The 21,042-nt window shown below is 60.8% G+C and carries 22 protein-coding genes; 13 read left to right on the forward strand and 9 right to left on the reverse strand.

What is annotated here, in order from left to right; translation table 11 throughout:
- Nucleotides 1–12: 12 nt before the first annotated feature.
- A complete protein-coding gene (gene groES / locus JQ863_RS05525) occupies nt 13–300 on the reverse strand; it encodes a co-chaperone GroES (RefSeq protein ID WP_204113311.1) in 288 nt (95 codons plus the stop codon).
- A 161-nt stretch (nt 301–461) separates the two neighbouring features.
- The gene (locus JQ863_RS05530; protein WP_204113312.1) at nt 462–1,307 is read right to left on the reverse strand and encodes an SDR family NAD(P)-dependent oxidoreductase; all 846 of its coding nucleotides are present in this window, start codon (nt 1,305–1,307) and stop codon (nt 462–464) included.
- A gap of 144 nt (nt 1,308–1,451) precedes the next feature.
- On the opposite strand from JQ863_RS05530, the gene JQ863_RS05535 reads away from it, so the two are divergent.
- Nucleotides 1,452–1,808, forward strand: a complete 357-nt coding sequence (locus JQ863_RS05535; RefSeq protein WP_204113313.1) for a MarR family winged helix-turn-helix transcriptional regulator — start codon at nt 1,452–1,454, stop codon at nt 1,806–1,808.
- Here the strand turns inward: JQ863_RS05535 and JQ863_RS05540 are convergent.
- Nucleotides 1,784–2,416, reverse strand: coding sequence for a DUF2161 domain-containing phosphodiesterase (locus JQ863_RS05540; RefSeq protein ID WP_204113314.1), 633 nt, complete (start codon nt 2,414–2,416; stop codon nt 1,784–1,786). The two genes, JQ863_RS05535 and JQ863_RS05540, sit on opposite strands and share 25 nt — an antisense overlap.
- 127 nt (nt 2,417–2,543) lie before the next feature.
- Here JQ863_RS05540 and JQ863_RS05545 point away from each other — a divergent pair, with 127 nt between their 5' ends.
- Together JQ863_RS05545 and JQ863_RS05550 are read left to right on the forward strand one after the other, a co-directional pair.
- Nucleotides 2,544–3,566 (forward strand): TraB/GumN family protein, encoded by a 1,023-nt coding sequence (locus JQ863_RS05545; RefSeq protein ID WP_204113315.1) that lies wholly within the window; start codon nt 2,544–2,546, stop codon nt 3,564–3,566.
- A 580-nt stretch (nt 3,567–4,146) separates the two neighbouring features.
- Nucleotides 4,147–5,061: a manganese-dependent inorganic pyrophosphatase gene (locus JQ863_RS05550; protein ID WP_204113316.1), complete on the forward strand. Its 915-nt coding sequence runs from the start codon at nt 4,147–4,149 to the stop codon at nt 5,059–5,061.
- Between the two features lie 64 nt (nt 5,062–5,125).
- On the opposite strand, the gene JQ863_RS05555 is transcribed toward JQ863_RS05550, so the two are convergent.
- On the reverse strand, nt 5,126–5,920 hold the full coding sequence (locus JQ863_RS05555) for a glutathione S-transferase family protein (protein WP_204113317.1): 795 nt from the start codon (nt 5,918–5,920) through the stop codon (nt 5,126–5,128).
- Nucleotides 5,921–6,279: 359 nt separating this feature from the next.
- Here JQ863_RS05555 and JQ863_RS05560 point away from each other — a divergent pair, with 359 nt between their 5' ends.
- Nucleotides 6,280–7,614 carry a ferredoxin reductase family protein gene (locus JQ863_RS05560; protein WP_204113318.1) on the forward strand — a complete coding sequence of 445 codons (1,335 nt, stop codon included), beginning with the start codon at nt 6,280–6,282 and terminating at the stop codon, nt 7,612–7,614.
- Nucleotides 7,615–7,655: 41 nt separating this feature from the next.
- Here JQ863_RS05560 and JQ863_RS05565 read toward each other — a convergent pair whose 3' ends face one another.
- On the reverse strand, nt 7,656–8,801 hold the full coding sequence (locus tag JQ863_RS05565; protein WP_239113212.1) for an acyl-CoA dehydrogenase family protein: 1,146 nt from the start codon (nt 8,799–8,801) through the stop codon (nt 7,656–7,658).
- A gap of 109 nt (nt 8,802–8,910) precedes the next feature.
- On the opposite strand from JQ863_RS05565, the gene JQ863_RS05570 reads away from it, so the two are divergent.
- The 5 genes from JQ863_RS05570 (at nt 8,911) to JQ863_RS05590 (ending at nt 12,888) form a co-directional block, all read left to right on the forward strand.
- On the forward strand, nt 8,911–9,786 hold the full coding sequence (locus tag JQ863_RS05570; protein ID WP_204113319.1) for a TIGR01459 family HAD-type hydrolase: 876 nt from the start codon (nt 8,911–8,913) through the stop codon (nt 9,784–9,786).
- A 103-nt stretch (nt 9,787–9,889) separates the two neighbouring features.
- Nucleotides 9,890–10,333 carry a MaoC family dehydratase gene (locus JQ863_RS05575; RefSeq protein WP_204113320.1) on the forward strand — a complete coding sequence of 148 codons (444 nt, stop codon included), beginning with the start codon at nt 9,890–9,892 and terminating at the stop codon, nt 10,331–10,333.
- A 106-nt stretch (nt 10,334–10,439) separates the two neighbouring features.
- A complete protein-coding gene (locus JQ863_RS05580) occupies nt 10,440–11,372 on the forward strand; it encodes a bifunctional riboflavin kinase/FAD synthetase (protein ID WP_204113321.1) in 933 nt (310 codons plus the stop codon).
- Nucleotides 11,369–11,842, forward strand: a complete 474-nt coding sequence (locus tag JQ863_RS05585; protein WP_204113322.1) for a YcgN family cysteine cluster protein — start codon at nt 11,369–11,371, stop codon at nt 11,840–11,842. Before JQ863_RS05580 ends, JQ863_RS05585 begins: the two co-directional genes overlap by 4 nt.
- Nucleotides 11,842–12,888, forward strand: a complete 1,047-nt coding sequence (locus JQ863_RS05590) for a threonine aldolase family protein (protein ID WP_204113323.1) — start codon at nt 11,842–11,844, stop codon at nt 12,886–12,888. Before JQ863_RS05585 ends, JQ863_RS05590 begins: the two co-directional genes overlap by 1 nt.
- Nucleotides 12,889–12,942: 54 nt before the next feature.
- Here the strand turns inward: JQ863_RS05590 and JQ863_RS05595 are convergent, their stop codons facing one another.
- Entirely contained in the window at nt 12,943–14,343 is a 1,401-nt protein-coding gene (locus JQ863_RS05595; protein ID WP_204113324.1) for a 2-isopropylmalate synthase, read from the reverse strand.
- 167 nt (nt 14,344–14,510) lie between these two features.
- Between JQ863_RS05595 and JQ863_RS05600 the strand changes: the two genes are divergently transcribed.
- Both JQ863_RS05600 and JQ863_RS05605 read left to right on the forward strand, forming a co-directional pair.
- Complete coding sequence (locus tag JQ863_RS05600) at nt 14,511–16,169, forward strand: NAD+ synthase (RefSeq protein WP_204113325.1); 1,659 nt, start codon at nt 14,511–14,513, stop codon at nt 16,167–16,169.
- A 23-nt stretch (nt 16,170–16,192) separates the two neighbouring features.
- Nucleotides 16,193–17,023, forward strand: a complete 831-nt coding sequence (locus JQ863_RS05605; protein WP_204113326.1) for a DMT family transporter — start codon at nt 16,193–16,195, stop codon at nt 17,021–17,023.
- Nucleotides 17,024–17,027: 4 nt separating this feature from the next.
- Here the strand turns inward: JQ863_RS05605 and JQ863_RS05610 are convergent, their stop codons facing one another.
- Entirely contained in the window at nt 17,028–17,498 is a 471-nt protein-coding gene (locus JQ863_RS05610; RefSeq protein WP_204113327.1) for an NUDIX domain-containing protein, read from the reverse strand.
- Nucleotides 17,499–17,560: 62 nt separating this feature from the next.
- Here JQ863_RS05610 and JQ863_RS05615 point away from each other — a divergent pair, with 62 nt between their 5' ends.
- Both JQ863_RS05615 and JQ863_RS05620 read left to right on the forward strand, forming a co-directional pair.
- A complete protein-coding gene (locus JQ863_RS05615; protein WP_204113328.1) occupies nt 17,561–18,337 on the forward strand; it encodes an alpha/beta hydrolase in 777 nt (258 codons plus the stop codon).
- Complete coding sequence (locus JQ863_RS05620) at nt 18,337–19,470, forward strand: alpha-D-ribose 1-methylphosphonate 5-triphosphate diphosphatase (RefSeq protein WP_204113329.1); 1,134 nt, start codon at nt 18,337–18,339, stop codon at nt 19,468–19,470. Before JQ863_RS05615 ends, JQ863_RS05620 begins: the two co-directional genes overlap by 1 nt.
- On the opposite strand, the gene JQ863_RS05625 is transcribed toward JQ863_RS05620, so the two are convergent.
- Both JQ863_RS05625 and purE read right to left on the reverse strand, forming a co-directional pair.
- Nucleotides 19,471–20,541, reverse strand: a complete 1,071-nt coding sequence (locus JQ863_RS05625) for a 5-(carboxyamino)imidazole ribonucleotide synthase (RefSeq protein WP_204113330.1) — start codon at nt 20,539–20,541, stop codon at nt 19,471–19,473.
- The gene (purE, locus tag JQ863_RS05630) at nt 20,534–21,022 is read right to left on the reverse strand and encodes a 5-(carboxyamino)imidazole ribonucleotide mutase (RefSeq protein ID WP_204113331.1); all 489 of its coding nucleotides are present in this window, start codon (nt 21,020–21,022) and stop codon (nt 20,534–20,536) included. Before purE ends, JQ863_RS05625 begins: the two co-directional genes overlap by 8 nt.
- Between the last annotated feature and the right edge of the window lie 20 nt (nt 21,023–21,042).

The raw sequence follows: 21,042 nt of genomic DNA on the forward strand, positions 1-21,042 counted from the left end.
CGGGTCCGACGATCAGGCAATGATGCCCATGATGTCGGATTCTTTCATGATCAGCAGCTCTTCACCGTCGAGGGTGATTTCGGTGCCGGACCACTTGCCGAACAGGATCTTGTCACCTGCTTTGACGTCCAGCGCGATACGCGCGCCGTTGTCATCACGCAGGCCTTCGCCTACGGCGACAACTTCGCCCTCGGCCGGTTTTTCCTTGGCGCTGTCGGGGATGATCAGCCCGCCTGCGGTTTTTTCTTCGCTTTCTACGCGGCGAACAAGCACGCGGTCATGCAGCGGAGTAAATGCCATTTGTAGGTTTCCCTATGCTAGTTTTGTCTCCCTGACTCCTTCAGCGGAGCCGTTAGCACTCCCAATCGGCGAGTGCTAACGGCGCATAGTTAGGAAGGCCCCGTGCGCGAGTCAACAGGGGTGGTTGAGAAATTTGTACCTATTCCAGCGGCTCGGGGGCGTCATGCGCTTTGCCGGATGAACTCGGCGACCTGGTCCTGGAAGCCTGTGTTCGCGGCAAGGCGGGGCATGCGGCGTTGACGCCCGCGCGCCACAAACAGACCGCTGGCACCATTCATCGCCTCGGGCGGCAGGGCGGCCAAAATCTGTCTGGCTGATGTCTCGGGTTTTTTGAACCACCCGGAAAATGGCCGTACCAGAACGGGAACGCCATCGCCACGTGCCATACCGGTTGCCGTCGGGCCGGGATCGACGGCCCTAAGAAGAATGCCCTCGCTGGCCCATTCCGCCGCGTCGTGGGCGACCATGGCGGCAATCATCGCCTTGGACGTCGCATAGGCGCCCATCATGCCCGGCTTGCCGAAATTGGGTGTGCCCCCCTTGCGCCAGGGGTCTTTTGCCCCGTTGGCAGCGCCCGACGACATGTGAAGCACCACCGATTTTCGGCCCGTATCGGCACCACGCGCCAGGGACGCGCGCAAAGCTTCCTGGATCTGATGAGCGGCCAGGACGTTGCCGTGGACATGCCACTCGATCCCGGCCTCGCTGTGACGCGGTTGGCCACTCAGCACCCCGGCCAGATTGATCAACGCATTCAGCGACGGATGGTCGTGGGATATCTGCGTGAGGGTTGCGGACAAGGACGCGCGGTCCATCATGTCTGCAGCATAGGCCCAAAACGATTGCCCCGGATATTCGTGCATCAACCTTTCACGCAGTTTTTGTGCCTGCGTTTGCTGGCGTGCCATCAGGATCAGATCCCATCCCTGCGATGCCATCTGGTCGACGACCTGTCCCCCGATCCCGCCCGTCACCCCGGAAACCAGCGCCTTCCCCACTTCTGTCATTGTCCAAACCCTTTTGTCGTGAGATAATTCATAGTGAAATTATATACCGTATACACATACACTATATGGATTGCAATGGCTCATGATCTGAGGCACGCGCTTTGCCGTTTTCACCCTCTTTTCTCGCAGTTCATGCGTCGCAGCATGGCTGGATCCGAGACATCGCTTGCCCGCGTTCAGGTGCTACAACTGCTGGACAAGCACGGCAGCACGGCAATGGTTGACATCGCATCTGCCCTGTCAGTGACAAAAAGAAACGTGACGCAACTGGTCGATGGGCTGGAAGCCGAAGCCTGTGTTGCGCGGCAGGCCCACCCCAGCGACCGGCGTGTCACGCTGGTGTCGATAACAGATGGCGGACGCGCAAAGCTGCGAGACGCAGGCGAAAGCCACTTTCGCGCCGTGGATGCCCTGGCCGCGAAACTGCCGCCAGACGATCAGGCGATGCTGGCCAAACTATTGGACAAACTCAGCGATCAGTTGGCAGACGACAGGTCATAAACGCCGCGCGCCACGTTTTCGAACCAGCCGTAGTGGTTGGCGCGCATGATTGTGGTCGCGCGTTTGACACCGGTTTCCCTTGCGACGATGGCCCCTTTGCTGGCCCCATGCAAACGCAGGTAGTCCCGGCACTTCTCGGCATCCTGTCGGTAGGCGGTCACGATCTGGCCGTTGGTACCGCCGGTATTGGGGTCGCCTTCGCGTCGGGCGAACTCTTCCATCAGCTTCCGTGTCTTGGCTGTATTGCGGCGCGGTTTGTAGGGGCGCGGATGGTGGTGAATCTGCACGGACCCATCGGTCAGATCGACCGAAACGATCCCAAGACCCAGGCGCTTGCACAGGCCGATATTGCCTTTGAACATGCGCCAGGCGGCACGCCCCTTCCAGCGCGGAACGGCGACATAAACCTGATCTGACACAGTCTGACGTGTCACCGCCTGGTGTAACAGGGTCAGGGTGAAAGCGGTCTTCAGTTCCACGATCAGCGGCTGACCGTCGCGAACTGCCACGACGTCGGCGTCACGGACCTCGGCCTTGACGTCATAGCCTTCGGCAAGAAGCCAGTTTTTCACAGGGCCATAGAGGTCGGTTTCGCTGATCCGTGCCATGGGCGGACCCTAGCGAAGGGGCGGCGGGCTGCCAATGCCATTACGTGGCTTGGGCAGTTCGGGATTGCAGGCGCGGGGCACTTCGCTACCGTGGGTGGCACCGGCATATACAAGAGGGAGCATCGACATGAACCTGGCCCACAAACTGGTTTTTGCCACCTGCCTATTGGCAAGCCTGTCCGGGCCCGTTCACGCCGCCTGCGAAGGGCCATCCAGTTTTGACAGCCTGTCCGAAGAGGACCAGGCGCGGCTTGAAGAAAAATCTGCCCGCGCCCCGTTTCACGAAGGCATCCTGTGGCAGGTCGAAAAGGGCGGTGTCACGTCCATCATTGTAGGAACGATGCACTTTCCGGATACGCGTCACGCAGCAACAGTTGCCGCCGTCGACCGTTTGGCAGAGGCCCCAACAACCCTGTTTCTCGAACTGACCTCGGATGATCAGCGCGCGTTCCAGACCTATCTTGGTGCTGATCCCAGCCGCACGCTGATCACCGAAGGCCCGTCGCTGATCGACCGATTGGGCGAGGATCTCTGGGCCAAGCTATTGCCCCGGCTGCAAGAGGTCGGATTGCCGCCTTTCATGGCTGCGAAATACCAGCCGTGGCTGTTGGGAACTGTCCTGTCGATGCCAAAATGCGCCTTGGTCGGTTTGCAGGCCGGCGAGCCCGGTCTTGACGTCATGGTCGAGGACTGGGCCGTCAACAAAGGATTGGCGATACGGTCTTTGGACAATGCCGAAGACCTTTTTGACCTGATGGCCGGAGACCCGCTGGACGAGCAGGTCGAGATGCTGAAATGGTCACTGTCGCTTGATTTCGATCTGCATGGCGCAAATGAGCCGGGCACCATTGTTGCGATGTACAGAGATGAAACCCTGCAACTGTTCTGGGAATACACGATCGACAGTGCCTTGGCGCTCATCTCCGATGCAGCGGACAAGCAACGTGCTGCCGATATGTTCGAGGATATTCAGCGCGACCTGATTGACGGTCGTAACCAAGCCTGGGTCGAGGTGCTGGCCCCGGCAATGTCAAAAACACCCTCGGTGGTTGCTGTGGGCGCGTTGCATTTGCCTGGTGGGCAGGGGGTCTTGGCGCTTTTGCGGGATCAGGGGTTTTCGGTCACCCGACTTGCAATTTCTCCGGGCTAATTGCGGCGCACAGGTGGGAACAGCGACATCAGCCGCTGCTCCCCTGGTTTGTTCGGCTATCCCCGGCCGCGACTTTTTCCGGGCAGCGGGATCGGGCGGCGATCCGCGCGATATGTTGCGTTAGCGGATTTTCGTCCCTTGCGCGGGTGTGGGCGGTGGAAGGGATTGCGCGATTGCGGATGCGCCCCCGGAGAAAGTGAATTGCGCAGCGGGGCTGCACCCGCCTTGGCGGGATTATCGGGTTTGTCAGTCATTTGTGACTCCTGAAGACAGGTAAAATAGCCGCAACTTTTGCGGCGGCGATCAGCCAATGGGCTGGATGCATGTGTCCATTGTCAGGGTCCTCCAAGCAGGGTTTCTTCGCCAGAACTGATTGTGGCGGGGCTGGTCGGTCAGGCCGATTTGTCCATTGTCGGGGCACTCCTTGCTTGGTGCGCGCAAACTGGCATGACTCCTATTGTCGGGTCAAGCCATCGCACCCGATCTTCTGTCCGCGACCGATGGTCCTGCCCCTAGTGACAAGCTGCGGGCGGCTCCATATAAGGCGGCAAATTCTGTAGAAAAGATGGATGATTCCGACATGACCATTCAGGTTTTTGGCCACAAATCCCCCGACACCGACTCGACCGGCTCGCCCATTATCTGGGCCTGGTATCTGAATGAAGTGAAGGGTCAGAAAGCCGAGGCAGTGCTTCTGGGTGAACCCAACACCGAAGCGGCCTGGCTTCTGAACAAATGGGACCTGCCCAAGCCCGCGATCATTTCGGATGTGGCAGACGATGCGCAGGTCGTGATTGTCGACACGAACAACCCCGCCGAACTGCCTGCCAATATCAATGGCGCCGATGTGCTGGAAATCATCGACCATCACAAGCTGGTCGGCGGTCTGGAAACCAAGGGTCCGATCGACATCACCATCCGCCCCGTCGCCTGCACCGCGACGATCATGCACGACCTGATGGGTGACGTCGCAATGCCCGACTGGGTCAAAGGCGCGATGCTGACCTGCATCCTGTCGGACACGCTTGAGTTCCGCTCGCCCACCACAACGCCGCACGACAAGGCCGTAGCCGAGAAACTGGCCGCCGATCTGGGCATCGACATCCCCGCCTATGCCGCCGAGATGTTTGCTGCCAAATCGGACGTGTCGTCCTTCTCGGACACCGAACTGCTGCGCATGGACTCGAAGGAATACGAAGTCGATGGCACCAAGTTCCGCGTGTCCGTCCTCGAGACCACGTCGCCTTCGACGGTGCTTGATCGCAAGGCTTCGCTGATGGAAACGATGACCACGGTGGCGGCCGAGGACGGGGTCGAGCAGGTGCTGCTGTTCGTCGTCGACATTCTGAACGAGGAATCGACCCTGCTGGTGCCGAACGACCTGGTAAAATCTGTTGCCAAGAAGTCGTTTGATGCCGACGCCGAGGGCGACTCGGTCGTGTTGCCGGGCGTCGTCAGCCGCAAGAAGCAGATCATTCCGAACCTGAAAGTCTGACCGATTTGTTAAGTTGCGAAAAAGGGCGCCCGGAACGGCGCCCTTTTTTGTTGGCCGACGCCGTTCAGACCACCAGTCCCAGATCGGCGTCGCTGGGTGAAGGGGACCATTTGTCCCGTGGTGGCCAAGGCCGATCGCGCCAGTCGGTGTCGAAGGTAAAGCTTGACACTGCGCGGCCCTCGGGCAGGGCGCCGTTCCCCAAACCAAGCGCATAGTCGTAATAGAGTTTCACGATTTCTTCCTTGGTGACCTGCTGCGCCGCAGGATGGGCAAGACAGGCGTCCCGCCAAGTCCGCACGCGGGCAAACCTGGGCTCGTCCGGCAAGTCAAAATCTTCGTAATAATCAAGGAACCAGAACCGCATGAACATCGGGGTAAATACCGTTTCGGCAAGACCGAAATCGTCAAACAGGAAAAGCCCGCCGGGGTTCTGCCACTCAAGAAAGTCGCCAAGATCGGCATAAAGCCCCAGCAGCTTGTCCCGAAGCCCGTCGCGCGCGGCCCTGTCCTGGTTCATGACCATGATGTAGCCCGCCATTGTGAACGGGCCTTCCTTGGCAATCATCAGGCGTTCAATCGCGCGTTCGAACGGGTCGGAGCGCGCGATGGGGTTGCCCAGCACTTCGTCGAAATAGCGCAGGATCACCAGGGACTCTTTCAGAATGCGGCCATCTGGCATTTCCAGCACCGGCAACGCGGTGGTGCCGCGTGTTTTTTCAAGTAGGGCAGGGTCGCGGGGTTTGGTGATATCCACGACGCTGAAATTGACCGCATCCTTCATCCCTTTGAGTGACAGCAGTATCTCAAGCCGCTGTGAAAACGGGCAGACCGGGATGTGAAAAAGGGTGGGTTTGTCCATGCAAAAAATCCTCGCGCTTGAAAATGTTTCCTGCCCCCAGCCTGCCACGCAAAGGTTTACCTGTCACCCGTTCAGCGCAACACTGGCCGGATGCGTGCCCAACGTCACTTCGGCAACCTGATTTTTCGTTTTTCACCCCGCGTCATCTTGGCGCTGTCCCCTGAAAAATCCCATGAAAACACCTACATCGACAGTGTTGAGAAAGGCGGGGAAAGGCTGCTGTAACAATGGCCGTCGGCGTTGCCCGCTGTGCCCAACACCATATCAGACCAGGCGGAAACCGCACCTGCGCGCCCCTTTTTCAAGGGGCGGCGACTGCGTGTTGACGCCAAAAGACCGACGTAACGAAGGAGCCCGCCATGACCATTATCAAACGTAGTTTCTGGGGGATTCTGGCCTTGCTCACACTTTTGTGGGTGGTTGCCGCCCCGGACTTCCTTGGCGCCAACGGCGTCTTTGAATGGCGCAATCAGATGCTGCAATACAGCGGTGTTCTGGCGATGGGGTGTTTCAGCGTCGCGATGTTCCTTTCTATCCGCCCGAGATGGCCTGAAAAACCGCTGGGTGGGCTGGACAAGATGTATCGCTTGCACAAGTGGCTGGGGATCGGTGCGGCGGTCGTCGCGATTTCACATTGGCTTTGGGTCGAGGCTCCGAAGTGGGCAGTTCAGGCAGGGTGGCTTTCCCGCCCGCAGCGCGGCCCTCGGGCACCGATCGAGAATGGGCTGGAAAGCGCGCTGCGCGAATATCGTCACCTTGCCGAAGGCATCGGCGAGTGGGCCTTTTACATCGCGCTTCTGCTGGTTGCTGCGGCGCTGATTCACCGCATTCCCTATGGCGTGTTCCGCAAGCTGCACAAGTTGTTCCCTCTCGCCTATCTTGCGCTGGTATTTCACACTGTCGTCCTGACCGAGTTTGACTATTGGACAACTCCGCTTGGCCTTGTGCTGGCCGTTCTTTTAGCAACAGGCAGTTATGCAGCCTTTGTGTCGCTGCTCGGGCGCATCGGCGCCGGGCGCATGGCGCCTTCGACACTGACCGAGGTCGAGCATTTCCCCGGTGTCCGTTCCGCGCGCGTAACCGGGATCATCGGTGACGGTTGGCGCGGCCATGAACCGGGGCAGTTTGCCTTTGTGACGTCTGACCGACATGAAGGCGCGCACCCCTACACCATCGCATCGGCCTGGGATCCGGACATGCGCGAGATCACCTTTGTCACCAAGGCGCTGGGCGACCACACGTCTCAGGTTCTGAAGATCGTCAAACCCGGGATGACCGGAACGATCGAAGGCCCCTATGGGTGTTTCACCTTCGACGATGACAAGCCGGTTCAAATCTGGATCGGCGGCGGCATCGGCATCACGCCTTTCATCGCCCGCATGCACCACCGCATCCAGAAAGGCGACACACATGACGTCCACCTGTTCCACAGCACTGCGGATGTCGATGAGACCGCGCTTGCACATTTGCGTGAACTGGCGGAAGAGGCCGGCGTGAATCTGCACATCCTGATCGCGGCCCGCGATGGCCACCTGACAGGAGACAAGGTCCGCGACGCAGTGCCGAATTGGCGCGACGCCAGCATCTGGTTCTGCGGCCCCACCGGGTTTGGCGATGCGATCCGCGACAATTTCGCCGCCGCAGGTTTCCCGGTGCGTCAAGACTTCCACCAGGAACTGTTCCAGATGCGCTGATCTGTACGCCGCCGCCCGCGCCCCGGTGCGGGCGGTTCCGGTCAAAGCCGCTTGGCGACCTCTTCCAGCATCACTTCTGTCGCGCCGCCGCCGATGGACTGCACACGGGCGTCGCGCGCCATCCGCTCGATTGCCATGCCGCGCATGTAGCCAGACCCACCGTGGAATTGCAGGCAGTCATACATGACTTCGTTGACCAGCTCCCCGCACAGGGATTTCAGCATCGAGACCTCGCGCACCACGTCCTGACCATCCGCGTCCCGCGCCGCCGTCTGATAGACAAATGCCCGCGCCGCCGCGACCCGCGCGGCCAGCATCGACAGGCGCTGGCGGATCGTTTGTTGACCCCAGAGCGGCGCGCCAAATGCGTGGCGTTCGCGGGTATAGGCGATGGTCATATCAAGCGCAGCCTGGCTTTCCCCAACCGCAGCCGCCGCCGCGACCAGCCGCTCGTTTTGGAAATTCTGCATGATCGCATAAAACCCGCGCCCTTCCTCGCCCAGCATATTCTCGACCGGAACCCTGACATCGGTGAAGGCCAGTTCCGCCGTGTCCGAGGACCGCCAGCCATGTTTGTCCAGTTGCCGCACAACATCGAATCCCGGCATACCCTTTTCCAAAAGGAACATGGTCACTGACTGGCTGGCAGGGCCGTCGCGGTCGGTCTTGGCGGCGACGCAATAAAGATCGGCATGCACCCCGTTGGTGATGAAGATCTTTGAGCCATTGAGGACGAAATGATCCCCATCACGCCGCGCATAGGACCGGATGCCCTTCACGTCCGACCCGGCTCCGGGTTCGGTGACGCAGACGGCACAGATCTTTTTCCCGGCGATGATGTCGGGCATATATTTTGCCTTCTGCGCTTCCGTCCCGGCATTGAAGATATGCACCGAAGCCATGTCCGTATGCACCAGCGCCGTGATCGCCGCGCCGGAATAGGTTGATTTGCCCAATTCCTCGGCCAGGACTGCCGTTGCCCGGCTGTCCATGTTTGAACCGCCGTATTCCTCGGGGTAGCGGATGCCGAGAAAGCCAAGTTCGCCCATCTCGCGCAAGACCTCGCGTGGGACGCAGCCCGCTTCCTCCCAGGCGTCGCCATTGGGTTTGATGCGTTCTTCCACGAACCGGCGCAGTTGGTCGCGCAACAGCGTGTGTTCTTCTGCCAGAAACAGGTGCTGGTCCATTGTGTCCTCCCTTTTGCCGCCCAGTTGAGGGCAAATCGGCGCTTGGGCATAGCCAAACCCGACGTCATTCGCCATAAACCGCGCGAACCCAAACCGTGCGGAGCGCCCCATGACCCAGATCATCAATTCCCTTGCCGATGTTTCAGACCGCTATGACGCGCTGTTCGTCGATCTCTGGGGCTGCGTTCATAATGGTATCACCGCCTATCCCGAGGCTGTCGCAGCGCTTCAGGAATATCGGCGCAAGGGGGGGATCGTGGTTCTGGTCACCAACTCGCCCAAGCCGCGCGCGGGGGTGGCCGAGCAGCTTTCGGGCTTCAATGTCCCGGCGGATGCCTATGACTCGATTGCGTCGTCGGGCGACAGTGCCCGCGCCGCGATGTTCCGTGGCGCGGTCGGCAACAAGGTCCTGTTCATGGGTGACTGGGACCGGGATGCCGGTTTCTTCGAGCCACTGAACGTGATCGAAAACCCGGTCGAGATCGAGATCGTGAAGCTTGATGAGGCCGAGGGCATCGTCTGCTGCGGTCCCGACGACCCGTTTGCCGACCCTGAGGTCAACCGGGCGGCGTTCCTTTATGCCAAGCAGAAGGGCATGAAGCTTTTGTGTGCCAACCCCGATATCGTGGTTGACCGCGGTGAGAAACGCGAATGGTGCGCGGGCGCACTGGCGCGTCTTTACACCGAAATGGGTGGCGAGAGCTTGTATTTCGGCAAACCCCACCCGCCGATTTACGACCTGGCCCGCCGTCGGCTGGCTGCGCTGGGCAAGGACATTGCGGATAGTGCGATCCTGGCGATCGGCGACGGGGTGCATACGGATATTGCTGGCGCGATGGGTGAAGATATCGATTCGCTTTTCATCTCGGGCGGGTTAGCCGCACGGGAAACTAAAACGTCGCACCAGCCCGACCCTGAGGCGCTCAAAACCTATCTGACAAAGGAAAACAGCGTTCCGACCTTCACGATTGGTCAGTTGCGCTGACCCGATTAGGGGTTGATTTTCTGCAGCTGCAAAGTAATAAAGTTTCTCAGTGAGGGCCGTTGTGGTCTGAATATTGCTGATACACTGCAGCCCGGAGGGTCGAATGTTGGACAACATGCCGCGCGGAACCATCTGCATCGAAGACATCGAAATGGGCATGTCCCGTCACCTGCGCAAAGTCGTGACCGATGAGGATATCGAAATGTTCGCCCAGGTTTCGACCGATCGGAACCCGGTACACCTGGACGACGACTATGCCCAGGACACGATCTTCGAAGGCCGGATCGCGCACGGGATGCTGACGGCTGGCCTGATTTCGGCTGTGATCGGTGAACAACTGCCCGGCCATGGCACCGTGTACATGGGACAGACCTTGAAATTTCTGGCGCCCGTGCGTCCGGGCGACATGGTCTATGCCGAGGTCAAGGTTGTTGACATCGACATGTCCAAGCGCCGGGTGAAACTGGACTGCCACTGTGCAGTGGACGGCAAAAAGGTGTTGATCGGTGAGGCAACCGTTCTGGCGCCCAGCCGCAAGTTCGACTGATCTGATGTCACGCCGGGCCGAACGGCGCCGCAATGGGTATTTGTGACCAGTAAAAAGCCGCAAGGTCGCGCTTGATCCTGCGGCGGTTGGCGGCTACCCCTTCGCCATGCGCATCATCCGCGACTACCAGTTTGTCAGTGACGCCGACAAGGGCGCCAGCGCCGCCATCGGGAATTTCGATGGCGTGCATATCGGTCATCAGTCGGTCATCGACCTGGCGCGGCGCGCGGCACCGCATGCCCCGCTGGGGGTCGTCACCTTCGAGCCCCACCCGCGCGAGTTTTTTGCTCCCGACGCGCCGCCATTCCGCCTGACCAGCGCCGAGACCCGAGCGCACCGTCTTGCCAAGCTGGGGGTCGAACGGCTTTATGAATTGCCTTTCAACGTCGCGATGTCATCGTTGTCGCCCGAACAGTTTGCCCGTGACGTGATCGCCGAGGGACTGGGGCTGGACCACGTGGTCGTGGGTGCGGATTTCCATTTTGGCAAAGGGCGGGCAGGCCGGGCCGAGGATCTTGTCCGCTTTGGCGCAGAGATGGGCTTCGGTGTCACCATCGCGCCGCTTCTGGAAAGAGGCGACGGGCAGGTCTCGTCCACGTCGATCCGCAACGCCCTGACCGAAGGGCGCCCGCGCGACGCCGCCGCAATGCTGGGTCATTGGCACCGGATCGACGGGCCGGTGATCGGGGGCGAGCAGCGCGGCCGCGAGTTGGGGTTCCCCACCGCGAACATGTCTATCGCCGGGCTGCACCCGCCGAAGTTCGGGGTCTACGCGGTGCTGGTTGACGTGCTGGATGGCCCGCACCAAGGCAGCTATCGTGGCGCGGCCAGTTTGGGGGTGCGCCCGATGTTCGGCGGCGACGTTGCCAATATCGAAACCTTCCTGTTCGACTTCTCGGGCGACCTTTATGGCGCGCATCTGTCGGTTGGGTTGGTCGAATTCCTGCGCCCCGAAATGATGTTCGACGGGCTCGATGCGTTGATCGCGCAGATGGATGCTGATTGCGTCCGCGCCCGCGAGATATTGGCATCAGCATGAAGAAAGACCCGATCGAGCGTGATGGTCTGGGCAAGCGGTTTTGGGAACGAAAACGCCTTGACCAGATGTCGGAAAAGGAATGGGAAGCCCTGTGTGACGGCTGCGGTAAATGCTGTCTCAACAAGCTTGAGGACGAGGATACTGGTGAGGTCGCGTTGACCCGTGTCGCCTGTCGGCTGCTTGACGATTCCACCTGCCGCTGTGTGCAATACGATATCCGGCACCAGTTCGTGCCGGAATGTATCGTGCTGAAGCCCGACAACCTGGACACCCACGCCTATTGGATGCCACGCACCTGTGCCTATCGTCTGCTTTGGCAGGGCAAGCCATTGTTTGACTGGCACCCGCTGATCTCGGGTGATCCAGAAAGCGTACATCGCGCCGGGATTTCCATCCGCCACCGCACGGTGTCCGAATTCGAGACCCCCGAGGATGAATGGGAAGACCATATCATTGAGGAGCCGACCTGATGTTCTTTGCTTCTGACAATTCCGGCCCGGCGCACCCGTCCGTCATGGACGCGGTGATGGCTGCGAACAGCGGTTTTGCAAAGGCGTATGGTGCCGATCCCCTGATGGATCAAGTCCGGGCCCGCATCCGCGAGGTTTTCGAGGCGCCCGAGGCGGCGGTTTATCTTGTGGCAACCGGGACGGCGGCAAATGCGCTGTCGCTGGGAACACTGTGTCAGCCGTTCGAAACCGTATTCTGCTCGCCCGTGGCGCATATCCACGAGGACGAGTGCAATGCACCCGAGTTCTATACCGGCGGCGCCAAGCTGACGCTGGTCGGGACCGGCGACAAGATGACTCCGGATGCCCTGCGTCAGGCGATCTGCAAAGAGGAAAACCGTGGCGTGCATGGACCTCAGCGCGGCCCGGTCTCGATTACTCAGGTGACCGAGCGCGGAACGATCTATACGCTCGACGAGTTGCGCGCCCTTTGTGCGGTGGCCAAGGAATACGATTTGTCAGTGCAGCTTGACGGTGCGCGGTTTGCAAACGCACTGGTCGCTTTGGATTGCTCACCGGCAGACATGACTTGGAAAGCCGGGGTGGACGTTGTGTGCTTTGGCGGTACGAAAAACGGCTGCCTTGGAGTCGAGGCGGTAATCTTCTTCGATCCTGCCAAGGCGTGGGAGTTTGAGTTGCGCCGCAAACGTGGGGCGCATTTGTTTTCAAAGCACCGCTATTTGTCCGCGCAGATGGCGGGGTATCTGAACGAAGATGCCTGGCTGGACTGTGCCCGCAGCGCCAACGCCAAATGTGCGCGGTTGGTCGAAGGCCTGAAGTCGGTGCCGGGCGTCACTTTCATGTATGAACCCCAGGCGAACATCGTCTTTTTTGCCATGCCCCGAGTGGCTCACAAGCGCCTGTTTGCGGCGGGTGCAGTTTACCACATCTGGTCGGGGTCACTGGAAGGCGATGATCCGGGCGAACCGGTGGAGGCGAGGCTGGTTTGCGACTGGTCGATCCCGGATGACGAGATCGACCGCTTCCTCGAGCTTGCGCGGGGCTGACAAAAAAACGGCGCTCGGAAGGGCGCCGTTTTTCATTGATGGACGGCGTGATCCCTAGTTCTGCACCAGCGCACCGTTTTCCCAGTTGCCGTTCTGCTCTTCACCGCTGGCATAGCGCATGGTGCCTTCGCCCTGCCGCTTGCCGGCCTTGAACGTGCCTTCGTAGACATCGCCATTGGCATAGGTTGCGACACCCATGCCGCTGATCTCTCCGGCTTTCCATTCGCCGGCATATTTGAATCCGTCAGGCATCACGATCTCGCCGATGCCTTCGCGCTGTCCGTTGACGAAATTGCCGGTGTAGACGGTGCCATCGGGATAGGTCGCGGTGCCAAGTCCGTGGCGCTGGCCGTTCTGCCAATCGCCGTCATAGCGATAGCCATCGGCATAGGTCATCACCCCGCGACCGTGGTTCTTGGCATCCTTGAACTCGCCCTCATAGACCAGCCCGTTTGCATAGGTCGCGCGGCCAAGGCCATTGATGACGCCGTCCTGCCATTCGCCTTCATAGACGGAACCGTCGGGATAGGTGATCTTGCCCACACCGTCCGCAAGATCGGCGCGAAACTGGCCTTCATAGACCGAGCCGTCAGGATAGGTCACGATGCCTTCGCCGTCGATGCGGCCTGCCACCCAGGACCCGACATAGACATAGCCGTCGGCCCCCGTGAACGTGCCCATGCCGTGGCGTTTGTCATCCGCAAACTCGCCCTCATAGACATCACCGTTTGCATAGACGACCTTGCCCTTGCCCTGACGCTGACCGGCCACAAGCGTGCCTTCGTACTGGTCGCCATTGGGTTGCGTCAGCATTCCGATGCCGTGGATTTGGCCGGCCTGCCACTCGCCTTCGTAAACCAGACCGTCAGGCATGGTCAGGACACCGCGCCCCTCGCGTTCTCCGGCGGCGATGGCGCCGACATATTTTGCGCCATCGGGATAGGTGATTTCACCTTCACCCTCTTTCACGCCATTGACCCAGTCGCCCTGGTAGACATACCCGCCGGGGCTGGTCATCGTGCCTTTGCCGTGGTGCATGGCGTTCTGGAACGCGCCCTCATAACGGACCCCGTTGGCATAGATCGCAACGCCGTTTCCGGTGATCTTGCCGTCAGTCCAGTCACCTTCATAGGTGCCGCCGTCGGTGAAAGTGATTTTGCCGATACCATGAGGTTTGCCCTTGGCGAACTCGCCCTCATAGACCGAGCCGTTGGGGAAACGCGCCATGCCGAGGCCGCGAATTTCGCCTTCGACCCACTCGCCGGTGTATTCATAGCCGTTGGGCAGGCGATAGGTGCCCTGACCGTGTTGCAGGCCCCCTTTGAAGGTGCCTTCATAAACACCGCCATCATCGTATTGCTTGGTCAGGACCTCGTCGCCCTGTGCTATGGCCGCGCTGCCAAGCGCGCCGGCCGCGACAAGCGTCACGAGCGAAAATCTGGTACGTCTGCTCATTCTCTTTCCCCGTGGGTCCCACGCTGTCCGGTTTTCCGGTTTCATGGCGAAAGTTAAATCACGGGAGGCCAAGGGGCAACGCCTTTCGGCCATAAGTCCTTTCCCCCCGCCGCCAATCTGCTACATCTGCGCCCTGATTGTAGTCACGTGATGCGACGGAGAGCAGCATGGCAGACCGTTTTCGGCTGACGCTGGCCCAGGCCAACCCGGTGATGGGCGATATCGAAGGCAACGCACAAAAGGCGCTGTCGGTCTGGACCGAGGCGCGCGACGCCGGTGCTGACCTCGTGGCTTTCCCCGAGATGTTCATTCTTGGCTACAACCCGCAGGATCTGGTGATGAAACCCGCCGTGCAGGCGGCGGCACTGGCGCGGATCAAGGCACTGGCAGAGGAAACCGCAGATGGCCCGGCAATGGCAATCGGTGGCCCGTTTGCCGAGGGTGACAAGCTGTTCAACGCCTATTTCATCCTCAACAAAGGCCGGATCGTCTCGACCCAGCTGAAACACCACCTGCCCAATTACACCGTTTTTGACGAGGTGCGGCTGTTCGACAGCGGACCGCTGGGCGGGCCGTATGCGATTGGAAACACCCGCATCGGGTCGCCGATCTGCGAGGATGCCTGGTTCGAGGACGTGCCCGAGACTCTGGCCGAGACCGGCGCCGAATTCCTGCTGGTGCCCAACGGATCGCCCTATTACCGCGACAAGTTCGACCGCCGCATGAACCACATGGTCGCGCGCGTGGTCGAAACGGGGTTGCCGCTGGTCTATCTCAACATGGTCGGCGGGCAGGATGACCAGGTCTTTGACGGTGGTTCATTCGTCCTGAATCCCGGCGGACAATTGGCGGTGCAGCTGCCCGTTTTCGACGAGGTCACGGCCCATGTCGATTTCATTCGCACCGATGACGGCTGGCGTTGCGAAGACGGCCCCAAGGCGGTTCTGCCTGCCGGTGAGGAACAGGATTACCGGGTCTGTGTCGAAGCCTTGCGCGACTACATGGGCAAGACCGGGTTCAAGAAGGTTCTACTGGGGCTTTCGGGCGGCATCGACTCGGCCTTGGTTGCAACGATCGCGGTTGACGCGCTTGGGTCGGAGAACGTGCGCTGCGTGATGCTGCCATCTGAATACACGTCGCAAGGGTCGCTCGATGACGCCAAGGACATCGCCGAACGGCTTGGCGTGCGTTATGACTTCGTGCCGATCTCGGAAGGCCGTGCTGCGATCACCAACACGCTTGCGCCGTTGTTTGAAGGAACCCAGCCCGACATCACCGAAGAAAACATCCAGTCCCGCCTTCGCGGGCTTCTTCTGATGGCGCTGTCCAACAAGTTCGGCGAGATGCTTTTGACCACCGGAAACAAGTCCGAAGTGGCGGTGGGCTATGCCACGATCTATGGCGACATGGCGGGCGGATACAACCCGATCAAGGACATGTACAAAACGCGGGTGTTTGAGACCTCGCGCTGGCGCAACGAGACCCATCGCGACTGGATGATGGGCCCGAAGGGTGAGGTGATCCCCGTCTCGATCATCGAGAAACCCCCTTCAGCCGAGCTGCGCCCGGACCAGAAAGACGAGGATTCGCTTCCGCCCTATGACGAGTTGGACGCCATCCTGACCATGCTGGTCGATCAGGAAAAATCTGTGGCCGATTGTGTTGCCGCCGGATTTGACCGTGACACGGTGAAACGGGTCGAGCATCTGCTTTATATCAGCGAATACAAACGGTTCCAGTCGGCCCCCGGCGCGCGCCTGTCGAAAAAGGCGTTCTGGCTGGACCGGCGCTATCCCATTGTCAACAGGTGGCGCGACCCCAGCTGAACAAATCGAAAAGGAAGGCAGCGATGCGCCTGTTTCTGCTAACTGCGCTGACCATGGCCGCATTCGCTGCGAACTCGGTCCTGAACCGCGCGGCGCTGGCGGGCGCGGGGTTTGACGCGGTTGGCTTTGCGACGCTGCGGCTGATCTCGGGCTCGGCGGCGCTGGCGGTGATCGTCGCGATCCAGCAAAAGAGGATTGCCATTGGCGGCGGACGTCGGGCGGTCGGGGTCACGATGCTGCTTCTCTATCTTTTCGGTTTCTCGCTTGCCTATCGCGACCTAGATGCGGGCTTGGGCGCGCTGATCCTGTTTGGCACGGTGCAGGTGACCATGCTGGGCGTCGCCGCCCGAACAGAAGGGTTGCGGGCGATGCAGTGGATTGGGGCAGCGTTGGCATTCTGTGGGCTGGTGTGGCTGTTGTGGCCTTCTGAAAAGGTGGCAATCTCAATCCCGCATGCGCTGTTCATGGTCGCCGCCGGGATTGGCTGGGGTGTCTATTCTCTGACCGGGCGACAGGAAACCGACGCAACGCAAGGGACAGCGATGAATTTCGTGCTGGCCATTCCTGTCGCACTGACCCTGTGGTGGGGGCTTGGGGGTGGTCTGCCAACGACCGCGCAGGCGGCGCTGCTGGCAATCCTGTCGGGAGTGGTCACCTCGGGTATGGGTTATGCGCTGTGGTATGCGATCATCCCCGCGCTTGGTCCGGGGCGCGCAGCGGTGGCGCAATTGACTGTGCCGGTGATCGCGACGATCGGCGGTGTTTTGTTTCTGGCCGAGGCCGTCACGCCGCAGCTTCTGGCTGCCGGGGTGGTGGTTTTGGGCGGGGTGGCACTGTCGCTGTCCCGGCGCTAGCCGCTCACCACAGCGCGGGGCCATTTGACGGCTTCACCATGATTTCCAGCGGGTCATATCCCATGCCCCGACCAAAGGCGACATCGGCCAGAGAGCCGGGCTTGTGCGGCAATGCTGCCAGTTCGTCTCGCGTCACAAAACGCCGCTTTGTCACCACCGCCTCGGGGTCGCGCCAACCCCTGTCCAGCCGACCGTCCAGAACGGAACAGCGAAAAAACACCTCGACCTGATGAAAGCCGGTTTCAGGGTTGTGAAACTCGTTTACCAAGCAGGGCGGGCCGACACGAATGGTCAGGCCGGTTTCCTCATGCACCTCACGCGCGAGGTTCTCAGGCAACGACGTGCCGGTCTCGACGCCACCGCCGGGCAGGCACCAAAGATCGCCGCGCCCATCGGGAAAGGCATTAACCACCAGCAGGCGGTCCTGGTCCACAATCACTGCGCGCACGGCAAGCCTTGGCGGTCTGGGCGTCATTGCGCCATTCCTTTGCGTCATTTCCCCTTTTGTAAGCCAGCGCTTGGGCTTATCTCAAGGACATGCGCGCGTTTGCCCTTCTTCTTGCTTTTCTGCCACTACCGGCCATGGCCGATTGCGTGGTGTTGCTGCACGGGCTGGCGCGGACGGAAAACTCATTTGCTATCATGGAACTTGCGCTGGAAGAGGCGGGATACCGCGTGATCCGGCCGGGATATGAGTCAACAACCGACAAGGTCGAGAACCTCGTCGCGCCAACACTTCCGGCAGCGCAGGAGGCGTGCCAGCTGGAACCGGGTGAGAAACTGCATTTCGTGACCCATTCCATGGGGGGCATCCTCGTCCGGCAATGGTTGACGGACACGCGCCCAGAGGCGTTGGGCCGGGTTGTGATGCTGGGGCCACCGAACCAGGGCTCCGAGTTGGTCGATGTACTGGGTGACCTTGAAGTCTTTGAGTGGCTGAACGGTCCGGCGGGGATGCAGCTTGGCACGGACGGGCTACCACGTCGATTGCCGCCGGTGGATTATGAAGTCGGGGTGATCGCCGGGAACCGGTCACTCAATCCGTTCTTCTCTGGCCTGATCGAAGGGCCAGATGATGGGAAGGTCTCGGTTGCGTCGACCCGCGTGGCGGGCATGGCGGACCATATCGTTCTTCCTGTCACCCATACATTCATGATGAATAACCCGGTGGTGATCGGCGAAGTTGTGTATTTCCTTCAGCATGGACATTTCCATCACCATCTCAGCTGGTCGGACGTGATGTTCTGGCTCGGTGGCGAAGAGATCGGTCAGGACACTTGTGCGCTGGGCCTGTGCCGGCAGAAGGAACCGTGATGAAGCTGCGCCTGACCGGGGCCGACGTTTTGCGGCCAGATGGTTTTCGCCAAGAGCCCGTATCCATCGCCGACGGCCGCATTTCCGAAAACGATGGCCGCGAGGTCGATTTGTCAGGATTCCTGATCCTGCCCGGCATCATCGACATGCACGGTGATGGGTTCGAGCGCCATCTCGCGCCTCGACGCGGCGCAATGAAAGATCTGTCAGTGGGGCTACGGTCCTGCGACGCGGAACTGGCGGCAAACGGTATAACCACGGCGGTTCTTGCGCAGTTCTGGTCATGGGAAGGCGGCATGCGCGGACCAGACTTCGCGCGTGCCTTTCTGGAGGCGCTGGCGCGGACCCGGATGCTGACCGATATCCGGGTGCAGCTGCGTCTGGAAACGCATTTGATAGACGACTACGCCGCTTTCGAGGATGCCGTGACGACCCATGAGGTGCCCTATGTGGTCTTCAACGACCACCTGCCGCATGCGGCGCTGAGCAAGGGCAAGAAGCCGCCCCGATTGACGGGGCAGGCGCTAAAAAGTGGCCGTTCACCCGAGGCGCATCTGGCGCTGTTGCAGGCTCTGCATGGCGTGGGTGATCAAGTACCCGAGGCGGTTGCGGGGCTGGCGGCGCGTTTGCTGGCGCGCGGGGTGCGGCTGGGCAGCCATGACGATCAGTCTGCCGCCGACCGCGACATGTGGCGCGCGCGCGGGGTGGTAATTTCCGAGTTTCCCGAAACCCAAGAAGCCGCTGCTGCTGCATCTGCCGCAGGCGATCCGGTCATTCTTGGCGCGCCCAACGTGGTTCGCGGCGGGTCGCACAAACAGAACGTGTCCGCCCGCGACCTGATCGGGCAGGGGATCGGTGATGCGCTGGCTTCGGACTATCACTATCCTACGCTGATTCAGGCGGCATTCCTGTTGGCGGATGAGGGCGTCTGCGATCTGGCACAAGCCTGGCGGCTGGTATCGAAAGGTCCGGCGGCAATCCTTGGCCTTGATGATCGTGGTCAGATTGTACCCGGCAAACGTGCCGACCTCGTGGTGATCGACCCAGAGACACGCCGCGCCGGGGCCACCATAACAGGGGGCGAAATCACCCATATGTCGGGCGAAGTGGCGCGGCGGTTCCTGACCGGCTGATCAGCCGCGCTTGATGCGGTTCACGTGACCCATCTTGCGACCGGCGCGGGTCTCGGCCTTGCCATAAAGATGCAGCGCCGCGTCCCGCTCGCGCAGGATTTGTGGCACCTGGTCCATGTCATCACCGATCAGGTTTTCCATGACCACGTCTGCATATCGCTGACCGTCACCAAGTGGCAGGCCGGTCACGGCGCGGATATGCTGTTCGAACTGGTCCACGGCACAGCCGTTCTGGGTCCAGTGGCCCGAATTGTGAACCCTCGGAGCAACCTCGTTCACAACAAGGCCCGCGGACGTGACGAACAATTCAACCCCCATGACACCGACATAATCAAGCTGGTTCAGGATACGGGCGGCCAGAAGCACCGCGTCGGTCCGCTGGCCCGCGCTCAGGCGCGCCGGGACGGTGGTTGTGTGCAGGATGCCATCACGGTGGACATTCTCGCCGGGATCGAAACAGGCGACTTCCCCGTCGATGCCGCGCGCGGCGATGACCGAAACCTCGTGGCTGAAATCGACGAATCCTTCCAGGATCGAAGGTGCGCCCGCCATGTCCGCGATTGCGGTGTCGATGTCATCTTTGCTGTTCAGCCGGGCCTGACCCTTGCCATCATATCCGAAGCGGCGGGTTTTCAGGATCGCGGGTGTGCCGATCGCGTCAATCGCGGCGACAAGATCGTCGCGTGTGTCGACAGCCGCGAAGGGGGCGGTTTTCAATCCGAGGTCGCGCAGGAATTCCTTTTCGGTCATCCGGTCCTGGCTGACGCGCAGCGCCTCGCGGTTGGGGCGGATGGGCACATGTGCTTCCAGCACGTCAAGCGCGTCCGTGGGGATATTCTCGAACTCGTAGGTCACGACGTCGACCGAGGCGGCAAAGCCGCGCAGCGCGTCAAGGTCGTCATAGCCTGCCGTGGTCACTCGGTCGCAAACATGCGCAGCAGGTGGGTTCGCTCCGGGTTCAAAGATGTGTGTGCGATAGCCCAGCCGGGCCGCCGCGACCGACAGCATGCGGCCAAGCTGACCGCCGCCAAGGATACCGATGGTGGAACCGGGACGCAAAGGATCAGTCATCTTGGGGCTCATCCGGGATCGAGGCCGACAGCGCATCGCGCCATGCGTCCAGCCGCTCGGCCAAATCCGGGTCGGACACCGCCAGGATGCCTGCCGCCATCAACCCGGCATTGGCGGCACCCGCAGCGCCGATTGCCATGGTCGCAACCGGGAAACCCTTGGGCATCTGGACAATGGAATAAAGGCTGTCAACGCCCGACAGCGCCTTGGTCTGAACCGGCACACCGATCACCGGCACCCGAGTCTTCGAGGCCATCATGCCCGGCAGATGCGCGGCACCGCCGGCGCCGGCGATGATCACGTGCAATCCCCTGTCCGCCGCGGTCTTGCCATAGCTCCACAGCCGATCAGGTGTGCGATGCGCCGAGACGATCTTGGCCTCATACGCGATTCCCAATTCATCCAGGATATCCGCCGCCAGTTTCATGGTGGGCCAGTCCGACTGGCTGCCCATGATGATTCCCACCTTGATGTCGCTCATGTCCGCCTCTGCGTGAAAGA

The sequence above is a fragment of the Shimia biformata genome (assembly GCF_016888515.1).
In the GTDB taxonomy this organism is placed as follows: domain Bacteria; phylum Pseudomonadota; class Alphaproteobacteria; order Rhodobacterales; family Rhodobacteraceae; genus Shimia_A; species Shimia_A biformata.

What these genes read in the sequence shown, in the direction of transcription:
- JQ863_RS05605 (WP_204113326.1), top strand. Translation starts at nt 16,193, where the DNA reads ATGCGCCTGTTTCTGCTAACTGCGCTGACCATGGCCGCATTCGCTGCG.
- JQ863_RS05570 (WP_204113319.1), top strand. Translation starts at nt 8,911, where the DNA reads ATGACCCAGATCATCAATTCCCTTGCCGATGTTTCAGACCGCTATGAC.
- JQ863_RS05600 (WP_204113325.1), top strand. Translation starts at nt 14,511, where the DNA reads ATGGCAGACCGTTTTCGGCTGACGCTGGCCCAGGCCAACCCGGTGATG.
- JQ863_RS05575 (WP_204113320.1), top strand. Translation starts at nt 9,890, where the DNA reads ATGTTGGACAACATGCCGCGCGGAACCATCTGCATCGAAGACATCGAA.
- JQ863_RS05625 (WP_204113330.1), bottom strand. Translation starts at nt 20,541, where the DNA reads ATGACTGATCCTTTGCGTCCCGGTTCCACCATCGGTATCCTTGGCGGC.
- JQ863_RS05615 (WP_204113328.1), top strand. Translation starts at nt 17,561, where the DNA reads ATGCGCGCGTTTGCCCTTCTTCTTGCTTTTCTGCCACTACCGGCCATG.
- JQ863_RS05550 (WP_204113316.1), top strand. Translation starts at nt 4,147, where the DNA reads ATGACCATTCAGGTTTTTGGCCACAAATCCCCCGACACCGACTCGACC.
- JQ863_RS05590 (WP_204113323.1), top strand. Translation starts at nt 11,842, where the DNA reads ATGTTCTTTGCTTCTGACAATTCCGGCCCGGCGCACCCGTCCGTCATG.
- JQ863_RS05535 (WP_204113313.1), top strand. Translation starts at nt 1,452, where the DNA reads ATGGCTGGATCCGAGACATCGCTTGCCCGCGTTCAGGTGCTACAACTG.
- JQ863_RS05555 (WP_204113317.1), bottom strand. Translation starts at nt 5,920, where the DNA reads ATGGACAAACCCACCCTTTTTCACATCCCGGTCTGCCCGTTTTCACAG.
- JQ863_RS05585 (WP_204113322.1), top strand. Translation starts at nt 11,369, where the DNA reads ATGAAGAAAGACCCGATCGAGCGTGATGGTCTGGGCAAGCGGTTTTGG.
- JQ863_RS05560 (WP_204113318.1), top strand. Translation starts at nt 6,280, where the DNA reads ATGACCATTATCAAACGTAGTTTCTGGGGGATTCTGGCCTTGCTCACA.
- JQ863_RS05565 (WP_239113212.1), bottom strand. Translation starts at nt 8,801, where the DNA reads ATGGACCAGCACCTGTTTCTGGCAGAAGAACACACGCTGTTGCGCGAC.
- JQ863_RS05620 (WP_204113329.1), top strand. Translation starts at nt 18,337, where the DNA reads ATGAAGCTGCGCCTGACCGGGGCCGACGTTTTGCGGCCAGATGGTTTT.
- JQ863_RS05545 (WP_204113315.1), top strand. Translation starts at nt 2,544, where the DNA reads ATGAACCTGGCCCACAAACTGGTTTTTGCCACCTGCCTATTGGCAAGC.
- JQ863_RS05530 (WP_204113312.1), bottom strand. Translation starts at nt 1,307, where the DNA reads ATGACAGAAGTGGGGAAGGCGCTGGTTTCCGGGGTGACGGGCGGGATC.
- JQ863_RS05540 (WP_204113314.1), bottom strand. Translation starts at nt 2,416, where the DNA reads ATGGCACGGATCAGCGAAACCGACCTCTATGGCCCTGTGAAAAACTGG.
- JQ863_RS05610 (WP_204113327.1), bottom strand. Translation starts at nt 17,498, where the DNA reads ATGACGCCCAGACCGCCAAGGCTTGCCGTGCGCGCAGTGATTGTGGAC.
- JQ863_RS05595 (WP_204113324.1), bottom strand. Translation starts at nt 14,343, where the DNA reads ATGAGCAGACGTACCAGATTTTCGCTCGTGACGCTTGTCGCGGCCGGC.
- groES (WP_204113311.1), bottom strand. Translation starts at nt 300, where the DNA reads ATGGCATTTACTCCGCTGCATGACCGCGTGCTTGTTCGCCGCGTAGAA.
- JQ863_RS05580 (WP_204113321.1), top strand. Translation starts at nt 10,440, where the DNA reads ATGCGCATCATCCGCGACTACCAGTTTGTCAGTGACGCCGACAAGGGC.
- purE (WP_204113331.1), bottom strand. Translation starts at nt 21,022, where the DNA reads ATGAGCGACATCAAGGTGGGAATCATCATGGGCAGCCAGTCGGACTGG.